At 52.7% G+C, this 13,145-nt stretch carries 10 protein-coding genes and 1 pseudogene; 8 read left to right on the top strand and 3 right to left on the bottom strand.

Annotated features, from left to right (window positions below):
• Positions 1–523 precede the first annotated feature (523 nt).
• A complete protein-coding gene (locus tag CSR02_RS09055; RefSeq protein WP_099541412.1) occupies positions 524–2,317 on the bottom strand; it encodes an ABC transporter ATP-binding protein in 1,794 nt (597 codons plus the stop codon).
• A gap of 118 nt (positions 2,318–2,435) precedes the next feature.
• On the opposite strand from CSR02_RS09055, the gene nth reads away from it, so the two are divergent.
• Complete coding sequence (gene nth / locus CSR02_RS09050; RefSeq protein ID WP_099541410.1) at positions 2,436–3,233, top strand: endonuclease III; 798 nt, start codon at positions 2,436–2,438, stop codon at positions 3,231–3,233.
• 46 nt (positions 3,234–3,279) lie between these two features.
• Here nth and hemH read toward each other — a convergent pair whose 3' ends face one another.
• Both hemH and mutY read right to left on the bottom strand, forming a co-directional pair.
• Positions 3,280–4,308, bottom strand: coding sequence for a ferrochelatase (hemH, locus tag CSR02_RS09045; RefSeq protein WP_099541408.1), 1,029 nt, complete (start codon positions 4,306–4,308; stop codon positions 3,280–3,282).
• A gap of 2 nt (positions 4,309–4,310) precedes the next feature.
• Positions 4,311–5,385 (bottom strand): annotated as a pseudogene (gene mutY / locus CSR02_RS09040) (A/G-specific adenine glycosylase).
• A 10-nt stretch (positions 5,386–5,395) separates the two neighbouring features.
• On the opposite strand from mutY, the gene CSR02_RS09035 reads away from it, so the two are divergent.
• From CSR02_RS09035 to holA, 7 genes are all read left to right on the top strand, one after another.
• A complete protein-coding gene (locus CSR02_RS09035) occupies positions 5,396–5,929 on the top strand; it encodes a DciA family protein (protein WP_099541407.1) in 534 nt (177 codons plus the stop codon).
• 183 nt (positions 5,930–6,112) lie between these two features.
• Positions 6,113–6,334, top strand: a complete 222-nt coding sequence (locus CSR02_RS09030; protein WP_099541405.1) for a hypothetical protein — start codon at positions 6,113–6,115, stop codon at positions 6,332–6,334.
• Positions 6,335–6,405: 71 nt separating this feature from the next.
• Positions 6,406–7,497, top strand: a complete 1,092-nt coding sequence (locus CSR02_RS09025) for a lytic transglycosylase domain-containing protein (RefSeq protein ID WP_099541404.1) — start codon at positions 6,406–6,408, stop codon at positions 7,495–7,497.
• A gap of 285 nt (positions 7,498–7,782) precedes the next feature.
• Positions 7,783–8,319, top strand: a complete 537-nt coding sequence (locus tag CSR02_RS09020) for a DUF3576 domain-containing protein (RefSeq protein WP_099541402.1) — start codon at positions 7,783–7,785, stop codon at positions 8,317–8,319.
• A 59-nt stretch (positions 8,320–8,378) separates the two neighbouring features.
• On the top strand, positions 8,379–10,997 hold the full coding sequence (leuS, locus tag CSR02_RS09015; RefSeq protein ID WP_099541401.1) for a leucine--tRNA ligase: 2,619 nt from the start codon (positions 8,379–8,381) through the stop codon (positions 10,995–10,997).
• Positions 10,997–11,692 carry an LPS assembly lipoprotein LptE gene (gene lptE, locus CSR02_RS09010; RefSeq protein ID WP_042787898.1) on the top strand — a complete coding sequence of 232 codons (696 nt, stop codon included), beginning with the start codon at positions 10,997–10,999 and terminating at the stop codon, positions 11,690–11,692. The genes leuS and lptE overlap by 1 nt, the downstream gene beginning before the upstream one ends.
• 12 nt (positions 11,693–11,704) lie before the next feature.
• Positions 11,705–12,718, top strand: a complete 1,014-nt coding sequence (holA, locus tag CSR02_RS09005) for a DNA polymerase III subunit delta (RefSeq protein WP_099541399.1) — start codon at positions 11,705–11,707, stop codon at positions 12,716–12,718.
• The last annotated feature ends 427 nt before the right edge of the window (positions 12,719–13,145 follow it).

Genomic DNA, 13,145 nt, shown 5'->3' with positions numbered 1-13,145 from the left:
AAGGCTCAGTCTTACTATTTGACGTTCGTCTATACTGACCATCGGAGCGACGATGTCGTATCCATGCCTCTTATGGCGCATCCGGATCGTTTTGAAGATACGGCGGGTGTCTACCTCCCATCGTGCGAACCGAAGCGGCATCATCGCAAGTGAGTATCTCTTCGCCGGGCGATCCGGCTGGAAACATAACGCTCGGCGGATCTGCAAGAGCAGATCCCATTCAGATGGGATCATCTGAATAAGTGAAGATGCTTGCAACAACCAAGGAAACTGAGCCTTTCTGCTGAACCAGAGTTCAGTGGAAATTCTCCAGACACCGTTTATCTCTCAACCTACTACAGTACGGACACGTAGATGGCACTCTTACCAAACAGAGGAAAATGTTAGATTTCTGTGGGCTTTTGAACCATGTAGACACACGCAGGCACGTCAGTTAGGCGGAATTCCCCTTCGCCAGAGATAGACATATCTCCTTTCAATACAAAATGGCGCAAGATACAGAAATACCTGCGCCACTTGCGCATTAAAGAGACTGCAGATCATACAACCGGCGATAAAGCCCGTTGTTTTGCTGGACCAGCGCAGAATGTGTTCCATCTTCTACAATCTGCCCATGCTCAAAAACCAGAATCCGATCCAGCCCCACCACAGTGGCCAGACGGTGCGCCACCACCAGCACTGTACGGCCAGCCATCAAACGCTCCATGGCTTCTTGTACCAATGCTTCAGATTCGGAATCCAAACTGGCTGTTGCTTCATCCAGCACCAGTATGGGGGCATCCGCCAAAAAAGCTCTGGCAATGGCAATGCGCTGGCGCTCTCCGCCTGAGAGCTTCACACCCCGTTCACCCACCAGTGTTTTATATCCTTCGGGAAGCCTATCAATAAAACCACTGGCATTTGCCAACTGGGCTGCATGCGCAATCTGCTCTGGGGTGGCATCTGGCCGCCCATACGCAATGTTTTCTGCCAGACTGCGATGAAACAAAATCGGTTCCTGCGGCACCAAGGCAATTTTTGCCCGTAAATCAGATTGACGCACACGCGCAATATCTATGCCATCAATCAGAATGCTACCGGATTGAGGCACATAAAACCGTTGCAGCAGTTTAATAAAGCTTGATTTCCCCGAACCGGAAGGCCCTACCAACCCAACCCGGCTACCGGCCTTAACCGTCACAGAGAGATCTGTAAAAAGGGGCCGTTCTTGCCCCGGATATTGAAATGAGACATGCTCAAAGCAAATTTCCCCAGCACGTACTTGCAAAGATATTGGGTTTGCCGGATCAACCACGGCTGCAGGCGTGTGCCATAGCGCCAACAGTTCTTCCATTTCATTCACGGATCTCTGCACAACAGAAACCTGCTGCCCAATATCGCGCAAATATCCCTGCACCAAAAATGTCATGGTCAACACATAGGCAACATCGCCCGGGCCCGCCTGACCTTTCCACCAAAGCCAGACAGCCGCACCAGCCAGGATCAGCCGCATACACATAACAACTGCAGCCTGAATATTGGCGCTATCCGTACCCTTGGACCATGTGTAGATGGTCGCCTTCCGCCATTGGGAAATAAGTGCTTGCAAGCGGCTTTCTTCCCGCTTTTCTGCGCCAAACGCCTTTACAACCGCATTGCAGGTTATGGCATCTGCCAAAGCCGCCCCCACGCGGCTATCCCACGCATTTGCAGCTCGTGCAGAAGGCGCCACGTAACGCAGGGTTAAGGTGCATGACAACGCAATAAACAAAAGGGAAAGCACACCCAGAATGGCGCCCATAAAGGGCCAGTGCCACCCCAGCACCAAGGTTGTCAGCACCAGCAGACACGCTTCTGGTATCAACATCAGCAGCAACGTATCGTCCAGCATATCCACTGCCCACATGCCGCGTGTTAAACGCCGTACTGTGGAACCCGCAAACGTGTTGGCATGCCATTCTGTGGAAAGCTTTTGAACATGCGCAAAAGCTTCAGCCCCTATTTTCTGCATAACCTGTGTGGTCAGGTGTGTAATGCCCAAATAAGCATAGCGTTTTAGCAACACATTCCCGAAGCCGCATGCCGCCATGGCAGCCAGCATCCATAAGGCATCATGCGCTTTGCCCGCCTGTGCGGCAGAAACAGAAACATCCGTTACCAACCGCCCCGCAGCCAGAGGCATAAGCACATCTGCAACAGTTGCTGCCAGAATACTGCCAACCGTTATGCTCAAAGGCACTGGAAACACCACCCAGCACCGCACCACAAACTTCAGCACATCTATAAAAAGCGATGCCTTACGCCCGGATTCGACATGACTTTCTGAAGTTTGGGACATAAATAAAAACCTGAAAAATAAAAACCGATGCGCTGTGTATCCTGTGGCATAAGCCCCTGCAAACCCGGAATACGCATCAGCATAGACGTCTGATAGCCAGACACGTTACACTGAGTATATGGCCAAAAAACCAACCCCCCCAGCACAGATCAGTTCAGATAAACCCGCGCACAAGCCACGTGCTGCCAGCAAGAAAACAGCCACGGCAGCCAAAAGCAGCGCATCTGCCACCATTGCGCCACGAGATATGACACCGGATGAAATATACAGCTTTCTGACGGATCTTTCCCTTGCATGGCCTGATGCTGAAACAGAACTGCTTTACACAACACCCTTTACACTGCTGGTTGCTGTTGTGCTTTCGGCTCAGGCGACAGATGCCTCCGTCAACCGTGTCACCCCGGCTTTATTTGAAGCTGCCCCTACCCCTGCCGCCATGGTTGAATTGGGGGAGGAGGAAGTTGGCAAACTTATTCGTACCATTGGGCTCTGGCGCAACAAGGCCAAAAATGTTGTCGAACTTTCGCGCCAGCTTGTGGAAGAACATCAGGGCGAAGTGCCCGACACGCGTGAGGAATTGGAAAAACTGGCCGGTGTAGGGCGCAAAACGGCAAATGTGGTGCTGAATGTCGCTTTCCATAAACCGACTGTGCCCGTGGATACACATGTGTTCCGCTTGGCCAACAGATCCGGGCTGGGACGCGGCAAAACAGTGGAAGCTGTTGAAAAAACGCTGGAAGCCCGCATTCCGCCAGAAATGATCCAACCCTCCCATCACTGGATGATTTTGCAGGGAAGATACGTTTGTAAGGCCAGAAAGCCCGAATGCTGGCGCTGCAATGCAAAAGCCCCATGCCTGTTTCCAGACAAAACGCCCGCTCCACGCCCAAAGCCCGCTCAGGCTTCAGCGAGCTAAATCCACAAAAAGTTCCCTACATGCCAGCTGGCGCTGTAATGGAATTTTACAGCCAGCCAGCAAGCTCCTTCCGCGCCAAAGCTTCCAGCAAATCAATACTGGCAGGCGTATCATTCAGGCATGGCACCAATGTAAACTCCTGCCCGCCCGCCTGTATGAATTCTTCGCGCACTTCATTGCCAATTTCATCTAATGTTTCCAGGCAATCTGCCATAAAACAAGGGGTTACAACGGCAATGCTTGTAATGCCTTTTGCGGGCAGCCCGGCAATAAATGGTGCTGTATAGGGTTCCAGCCATTTGGTTGGCCCAAACCGGGACTGAAATGTCATCGGCAGAGTTGTTTCATCGCGCCCCAAAGCCTTGCGTAAAGCCACAACGGTTCTTTCACACTCTGCCAGATAGGAATCACCCTTCCGCACATATTCCTCTGGCAACCCATGAAAAGACGCCACAACCACCTGAAAAGGAATGTCGGCTTCCGCCTCTGCCAAGCGCACGGAATCTGCAATGGCTTCAATGAAAGAGGGATTATCCGGGAATGAAGGAAGCGTGCGTATGGCGGGCTGATTACGCAAACTCATAAGCGTACGAAACAGCTGGTCATTTGCTGTTGCTGTTGTTGTGGCACTGTACTGCGGATAAAGTGGCATACACAAAATGCGATCACACCCTTTTCCAAGCAACTCCCGCACAGCATCCTCTATGGAAGGCGTGCCATAACGCATACCCCATGCAACAGGCACATTTTGCGCTGAAAAACGCTCAGCCAATGCCTGCGCCTGATGGCGTGTATAGGTGCGTAATGGGCTTTCATCCTGATGCGTGTTCCATATCCGCGCATAGGCTTGCCCGCTCCTACGCGGGCGGGTTGTGAGCACAACCCCCTGCAAAATTGGCTGCCAAAGAATTGGAGGCCCTTCTATGACCCGGCGATCAGACAGAAATTCGGAAAGATAGCGGCGCACAGCCCGATACCCCGTATCATCCGGCGTACCCAGATTAACCAGCAGAATGCCAACGCGCGGCGCAGCCTGTGCATGATGCGGCTGAGGCGGAATGTGATGAAAAACCATGTTTATGACTTCTTTTCTTTCAAACAGCCCAAACCTTTTTCAAAGCATTTTAGCATAACAGAAGGCAGTGCCGTGGCCTTTACGCAATCTGCGGGCACCAAAAAAACCATCGCTTACGCTATGGTTGGAAAAATGCTGCACCCGCACCGCATACACATCCAGATATAAAGTAAAATGTGTAAACACATGCTTAACACGCCCTGCATGTTGCCAGTCTGCTACAAACGGCGCTGCATGCAGAATATCTTCCTTATTCCATTTTTCTAAGCGCCAGTCTGTACCAGGCAGTTCCGTCATGGCGGCCAAAAGCCCCTTCTCGGCCCGTTTACGCAGCAAAATCTGCCCCGCAGCATCTTGCGCAAGAAATGCTGCACCATAACGTACGGGCCGCTCTGCCTTAGGCAATTTACGTGGCAATTCGGCCGCAATACCCTGTTTGTAACCTGCACATTCGCCGTGCCACGGGCACAAACCACAGGCAGGTGCCCGCGGTGAGCAAAGAGAAGACCCCAGATCAAACAGAGCCTGCGCAAAATCGGATGGGCGTTCCTGTGCTTCGGAATCCGCATTCAGAGTCATCGCCAGTTGAGCCAGTTTTTTACGGGCAGGCGGCAGCGGGTCCGTAATGGCAAACAGGCGTGCCGTTACACGCTCTACATTCCCATCCACAGGCACCACAGGCACCCCAAAGGCAATAGCCGCCACTGCAGCAGCCGTATATGGCCCAATGCCGGGGAGAGCCCGCAGGCCCTGAACATCTTGCGGGAACCCACCAAGCGCCACCACCGCTTGCGCACAAGCATGCAGATTACGAGCGCGGGAATAATAACCCAACCCCGCCCATGCCGCCAAAACATCGTCCCGATCAGCACTGGCCAAAGCCTGCACGGTGGGAAATTTTTCTGTAAAGCGTAGATAATATGGCGCCACCGCTTTAACAGTGGTCTGCTGTAGCATGATCTCGCTCAGCCATACCCGATAAGGATCTGGATGAGATTGACCAACAACACGCCACGGCAGACTACGGCGGTGGCGATCATACCAATGAAGCAATGCGTGGGCTGATGGATGTGTCACGGAGGCAGTTATGAAGAAGGAAGCCAACGGCAGCAAGATCACATCCCCCAAAAGCCGTAATCCGCGCCGTAATCCCCAAAAGCAGGACACCGCTTCTCCGCCACGTGCCAGAGCCCTTCGCAGCCTTGCCGCGCTCCTGCCTGCTGTAACAGCCCCGGCATTTCGCCGTCGTTCCCCAACCGGAGCTATATTGATGAGCCAGTGGCCAGAGGTAGTCGGCCCCGCTCATGCCGCCGTGACAAGCCCCCGCCGACTCTCTGCCGGCACATTAACCATTGCCTGCGCAGGCCCTGTTGCCATGGAGCTTCAGCATTTGGGCGATACGCTGATTGCCCGCATTAACACTTGGTGTGGAGAGCCCTTGGTAAGCCGCCTGCGTTTTGTGCAGGACCCGGCAGCAGGCACACGCCCGCGCCCCCCACGCAGAAAACACTCTGCAACAGTGGGAACATGCTCTCTCCCCGAATTGGAGGAAGGCCCTTTACGACAAGCATTGGAAGCCTTGGGCAACGATATTCAAAAAGCCAGAATAAAAAATCTTTAATACTAAGGAAAAGTTCACTCAAAACTCTGCGATAAAAAGTTATTTTAAACTTCTGTTCTTGAAATTGACATAATCCTGTTGCCTTAGGGAAAACCAGTTTTCCAGAAAATGGGCAACATTGTCTGCTTCTGCAGCACAGCCCAAAGCAAACACCAAATACAGGACAATCACAGGATCTACGCCATGCTGCGTAAACCCAACACTGCACTAGACATGACACACCAGAACACAAACATTTCCGCCCAAGGCAAATTACGAGATAGCCTATCTGACTTGCAGTTTCTGCAAGAATGGGCTGCCTCTCCCTCCTATTCTACAGCCAGCGTTTTACGGGCTGGGCAGATACGGCGCACCAATCCAGATCTGATGCGTAAAATGACAGCGCAAGCAGATAAAACGCCGTAAAATATCCCCTTGCTTTTTTTCGCTTAAAATCAGCATTGCATCACGCAGGCGCTCAGCGCACCATAAGCCACATGTCTGTGCGTATGGAGTGCTCTTTGCCTGTCTTTCTGCGTCAGCAAAAGCGGTTTTTAATAGCTTTTGCCAGCCTTGCCATGCTGGCCGGCTGCGCCAGTCAGCCACGTTCCAGCTATAATCCCCCTGGCCCTGCCGTAGATAAATGGGGGCCTTACATTCAGGAAGCCTCCACACGTTTTTCCATCCCACAGGCATGGATCCGGGCCGTTATGCAGCAGGAATCCGGGGGCCATCAATATATGCATGGGCACCTGACACGCTCTGTGCATGGAGCCGTTGGGCTTATGCAGATCAAGCCAGACACTTATCATGAACTGGCCAAACGCTATCAACTGGGGTCAGACCCCTACAACCCACACGACAACATTATGGCGGGCAGCGGGTATATCCGCCAACTTTATGACCGGTTTGGTTCCCCCGATTTTCTGGCAGCCTATAGCTGTGGCCCTCAATGCATGGAAAATCATCGCACGCGCCATACGGCTTTGCCTTCTTATGCCAAAGCCTATCTGGCGGCTGTTTCTCCGCATCTGAATGATCCGGTGCCTAACACCCTAAGCCCGGCCAATGCGATTGCTATTGCCAATACACAGCCACCTGCCACGGCCGCACCCACTGTTACACCCCCTCAACAGCAGGTAGCCACCATTGCAAACCCGGGTATTGCGCCCCCCCTTACTGACACTATGGAGCCTTCAGCGCCTTCTACTGCTGACAACAGCGCCATTGCAGTATCAACAGAAGATAACACCCAAATGCAGCCCACAACGGCCACTTATCAGGCAGTTAACACTGTGCCGATGTCCGGGCCTGCAATGGTCTGGCAACAAAACCCCACAAATGGCAATGCCATTATCCAGATTGGTGCTTTTTCATCGCAGGAAAGAGCACAGCATGCTATCCAGATTGCACATCAATCCACACCCGCGTTGGCAAGTGCTGTTGACCGTATAGACCGTGTCTCCCTTAAAAATAGTGGGCAATCCGTATGGCGTTCCCGCTTGGCAGGGTTACCTTCCGCACAGACAGATACAATTTGTATGTCTTTGAAACAGCAGGGTTTAAACTGTGTTGCTGTGACACGCTGACTTCTCAACACTTCATTTTAGCCAAGAACATAACAGTATTCTTGAACATTACGCGCTGCGCTGTGCCGCATACTTGCCTGCTATCATGCGCGATCCTCGGTTCCCCCACACTTACAGTTTTAATACCGGACAGGCACATCTCTTCCCAGCAAATGCTTGGCGGGACAGAACTGAAAGGATATGAGATAAGCAGAAGAACCTCTTAACCCCGAAGCCAGACCTGAACATTTGCAAAGGCGACCGGGAAACACGGATACCCAGCGCTGAAGGAGCCGTACCGACACCATGCTTCGTCGTCTCATGCCCTGTCGTCCCGCCGCCAGCCACGCGCCTGCCGCGTTTCGCCGCACTGGCACTCTGCTTACCGCATTTGCAGGTATTGGCCTGTTAGCCGCATGCTCTTCGGGAGATCGGTCAGACAATGGTCTGACAGCTCCGCGCAACCATCTACTGGCCGAAGACCGCGGCGCATCTGGTGGCGATGCCGAACTTAAAGGGGGCGTTAACGCCTATCTGTGGCGCGCCACTCTTGATACCCTTTCCTTCCTGCCTGTTTCCACGGCAGATGCCGAGGGCGGTATTATCCTGACAGATTGGTACACTCCCCCTGCCGCGCATGATGAGCGCTTTAAGGTAACCGCCTTTATTCTGGACAAGCGCTTGCGCTCCGATGCCCTGCGCCTGAGCGTGTTCCGCCAGATCAAACAGGGGGATGAATGGGTGGATACCCCTCCCGCGCCCAATACCGCCTCTGATATTGCAGCACGTATTCTCTCCCGCGCACGTAAGTTGCGGGCCGATAACGGTAACCGGGATAGCTGATTTTATCCCGCTATCTTTCCCCTCATTTCCTTTCATCAGGTTTCAGACACAAAATACCCATGTCCCAGTCTTCCAGCACGCCCACATCCTATGATTTCAATACGGTAGAGCCCAAATGGCAAAAAGCCTGGGCAGACGCCAATATTTTTACTGTTCCTGACGTTCCGCCAGCAAACAAACCCAAATATTATGTGCTGGAAATGTTTCCCTATCCGTCTGGACAGTTACACATGGGGCATGTGCGTAACTATGCGCTGGGGGATGTGATTGCCCGTTATAAGCGGGCACGTGGTTTTTCTGTACTGCATCCCATGGGGTGGGATGCGTTTGGCCTGCCCGCAGAAAACGCAGCGCGTGAACGGGGTGTGCACCCCAAGGAATGGACGCTGAACAACATTGCCACCATGCGTGGCACTTTGCAGCGGCTGGGCTTTTCTCTCAACTGGGATAGAGAAATTACCACCTGCCTGCCAAGTTACTACGGCAAACAGCAGAAACTCTTTTTGGATTTTTTAAAAGCTGGGCTGGTTGAACGGCGCGAAAGCTGGGTAAACTGGGACCCGATTGATCAGACCGTTCTGGCAAATGAACAGGTTGTTGACGGTAAAGGCTGGCGTTCTGGCGCACCCATTGAGAAAAAGCAGCTTTCACAATGGTTCCTGAAAATCACCGACTTTGCTGAAGACCTTCTGGATGGGCTGAAGTCACTCGATCGCTGGCCAGAACGCGTGCGCACCATGCAGGAACGCTGGATTGGCCGATCAGAAGGTGCCAAGCTACGCTTCTCGCTGCATCAACCGCCTGCCGGGCTTGATGCAAACCTGAACGCGGTGGAAGTGTTCACCACCCGGCCAGATACATTGTTCGGCATGTCCTTTCTGGCCATTGCGCCAGATCACCCACTTGCGGCGTGGGCAGCCAAGCAGAATCCTCAGGCCGCAGAGTTTGTGGCGGAATGCCGCCGCCTCGGCACATCTGTAGAAGCCGTGGAAACTGCCGAAAAACGCGGCTTTGATACTGGCTTGCGGGTTAACCATCCGTTTATGGATAAAAGCTTCCCGGTCTGGATCGCCAATTTTGTGCTGATGGATTATGGCACAGGCGCTCTGTTTGGATGCCCGGCCGGTGACCAGCGTGATCTGGACTTTGCACATAAATATAACCTGCCTGTCACCCCCGTTGTGTTGCCTGCAGGCAAAGATCAGGCCGACTTTGCCATCACCAACACCGCCTATACGGGTGATGGCACCATGATCAACTCCGGCTTTCTTGATGGTCTTTCTACTGAAGAAGCCCGGAAAGAAGCCATTTCCCGGCTGGAAGATCTTGGCATAGGGCAAGGCGTGGTTAACTGGCGCCTGCGTGATTGGGGTGTTTCCCGCCAGCGTTATTGGGGCTGCCCCATCCCCATTATTCACTGTGCAGATTGTGGCCCGGTGGCCGTGCCAGATGAACAACTGCCCGTTGAACTGCCAGATGATGTCTCTTTCGACAAACCCGGCAACCCGCTAGACCATCATCCAACATGGAAGCACACAACCTGCCCCAAATGTGGCAAGCCTGCCACGCGGGAAACAGACACATTTGATACGTTTGTTGATAGCTCTTGGTATTTTGCCCGCTTTACGGCACCACATGCACCAACCCCCACAGTAAGAGCCGCAGCAGACGGGTGGCTTCCTGTTGACCAGTACATTGGTGGTATTGAACACGCCATTTTGCATCTGCTGTATGCGCGCTTCTTCACCCGCGCCATGCACCGCACGGGGCATCTGGATGTGGATGAACCCTTTGCCGGACTGTTCACCCAAGGCATGGTGAGCCATGAAAGCTATAAGGATTCTGCTGGCAACTGGTTGTATCCAGAAGAAGTGGAACGCACGGCAAATGGTTATGTAAAACGCGGCACCACAGAACCCGTAACCGTTGGGCGTGTGGAAAAAATGTCCAAATCCAAGCGGAATACGGTGGCACCTGTTGCTATTATTGAACGCTTTGGTGCTGATACCGCACGTTGGTTTGTGCTTTCTGACAGCCCACCTGAGCGTGACATGGAATGGACGGAAGCTGGCGTGGCCGGTGCTGCCCGGTTTAGCCAACGCTTGTTCCGTACCATCCGCACAGTTGCGCAGGATATTCCCGCCACAACAGAATGCCCCGCAGACATTGACCGTCAGGCTGATACGCTACGCCGCACCACGCACCGCACCATTGCGGCTGTAACAGAGGCTCTGGAAGGCTTTGCCATTAACGTGGCAGTTGCCCGTATTCATGAGCTAACGTCTGCACTGGCCGAAGCCGAAAAATCTGCAACCGTTTCCGGCATGGCTTTTGCGCGGCGGGAAGCCGCACATGTTCTGTGCCTGCTTTGCGCGCCCATGATGCCGCATCTGGCAGAAGAAATGTTTGCTCTGGTTAAGCCCTCTGCCGGTTTGGCAGCCCAGCAACCTTGGCCAGAAGCAGAGCCTGATCTGCTTACAGCCACACAAATTACTATTGCTGTGCAGATTATGGGCAAATTGCGTGGCACGATTGAAGCGCAACCGGATGAAGATGCGGCAACAGTTATTGCCCGCGCAGAGGCCGAGCCCAACGTGGCCCGACTTCTGGAAGGTAAGCGCATTGTCAAACGCGTACATGTTCCCAACCGTATTGTTAACTTTGTAACGGCAGGCTGATGGCTTATTCCCGTTTTCTCTTACGCTCCTTACGTTTTGCACTGGCGGCTGCACCTTTGGTTGTGCTGCCAGTGGCCCTGAGCGGCTGTGGCTTTCAGCCCCTGTATGGAGAAAACGGGAAAAACAACGTCAACGTGAATGAAGAACTGAAAGAAATTTACGTTGCCAATATACCAGAACGTTCTGGTCAGCAGCTTCGGCTTGCATTGCAACAGCAGATGGCGGCTGATGGGCCGGAAGACCCACATAAATATACTCTGATTGTAATGCCATCCTTCAATGCAGAAGCTATCGACATTCACTCAGATAACACATCCGGGCGCACCCGTATTACTGCCCATGCGCATTGGCAGCTACTTACTGTAGAGCAAAACCCTAAATTATTGGCGCAGGGTGATACCACCACTATGGATGGTTATACCAACACGTACGAACAGTACTTTGCCCAGACATTGAATAATGAAACAGCCATTGGCCGCGTTGCTCAAACTTTGGGCGAACAGATTACACAACAGGTTTCCACCTGGCTGCGTACACAGGCTACCCCTGCTGTTTCTCGTGATCAGGGTCCAAAAGCATTTTATCCCATTCCAACAGCCATGCCAGAATCTGACAAAGAAGTGCCCATGGAGCAGGAAGGTGCTGACGCCATACCGGATATGGCAACCGGGCGTGGTGGACCAAGCCAGTATTAAGTTGGCTTTCACATGAAAATAGATGCCCGCAATCTCGCGCGTGTTCTGAATGATCCGGGAGCATGGCGTATTCTTCTCCTGCATGGAGAAGATACGGGCTTGATAAAAGAGCGTGCCCAGAACGCTGTTATAAAAATAGCGGGATCTGCAGATGATCCTTTCCGAGTTGCTGTTCTGGACCGTGAATCACACGACAAGCTCATGGAAGAAGCCACCGCACTTTCCCTTATGGGAGGGCGACGTGTGGTGCGCGTGCGTGATGCATCTGACGCGCTTCTTAAACCGTTAGAAGCTTTTCTGGCACAAAACAGTGATACACTTGTTATCTTGGAAGCGCCGGGTCTTTCATCACGCTCAAAGCTGCGCAGCTTTCTGGAAAAACACGCGCACTGTGCCAGCATTGGCTGTTACCCCGAAGAAGGCCGCAATCTGGAATCTTCCATTACGCGCATGTTGGCGGAACATAATGTGCGTATTGCCTCAGATGCCTTACACTGGTTGAGTAGTCGCCTTGGTGCTGACCGTGCAGCAGCACGCAGCGAGATAGAAAAACTGTCTTTATACGCAGGTGATACAGGCACCCTCAGCTTGGATGATGTACGTGCCAGTAGCGGTGATGCTGGAAGCGTTTCCTTAGAAGACGCAGCCTTTGCCGCAACAGAAGGCAACCGCATTGCTGCAGATACAGCACTGGAAAGAGCTTTAGGAGAGGATACAAGCCCCATTGCCATTGCACGCTCTTTCCTCACGCATCTGCACCGGCTGCGCCGTGTAAAAGCAGCCATGGCGGCAGGCATAAGCCGAAGTGATGCCATTAAAATGCTTCGGCCCCCTGTTTTTTTTAAACGCACATCAAGTTTTAACAGAGCTTTAGAATTGTGGTCCTTGCTGGCTCTTACCAAAGCGGTAGAAGAAACACAGGCACTGGAATATGCCTGCAAACAAACGGGCAGCCCCGATGCTCTACTTTGCAGGCGGTATGTTTCCACTTTAACGGCTCGTGCAGCCATGCAGGCACGACGATAGTCCTCGCCTGTTTTCTCTCTTGTTCAGAACAATCTCTTTCAGTATACGAAAAGCGTGTGTCCGCGTAGCTCAGCAGGATAGAGCACAGGATTCCTATTTAATTGGGCACTATAATTGGAAACATTATAGTGAATCTGCTCAAAGTCGGGGAACGCTGAAATCTGGAAAACAGATTATGCCAATCCCGAGCCAAGCCTTATGTTTTTATAAACTAAGGAAGGTGTAGAGACTGGACGGGCAGTGCCTAACAACCTGATTATTCAGGTTTAGGGCAAAGGGACAGTCCAGACCACGAACGTTGCATAATATAAGTGCAACGGCAGTGAAAACTGAAGTGGTATGAATCCTGGGGCCGTGGGTTCGAATCCCGCCGCGGACACCACTGTTTTAGCCGCAAAAAAGCCGCCTCTGGGGGCGGCGTTTTTTG

Origin of the sequence: Acetobacter pomorum (assembly GCF_002738225.1) — a bacterium.
Taxonomy (GTDB): Bacteria; Pseudomonadota; Alphaproteobacteria; order Acetobacterales; family Acetobacteraceae; genus Acetobacter; species Acetobacter pomorum.
The sequence above is the reverse complement of the archived record's forward strand: the minus strand, read 5'-3'. Positions and strand labels throughout refer to the sequence as shown.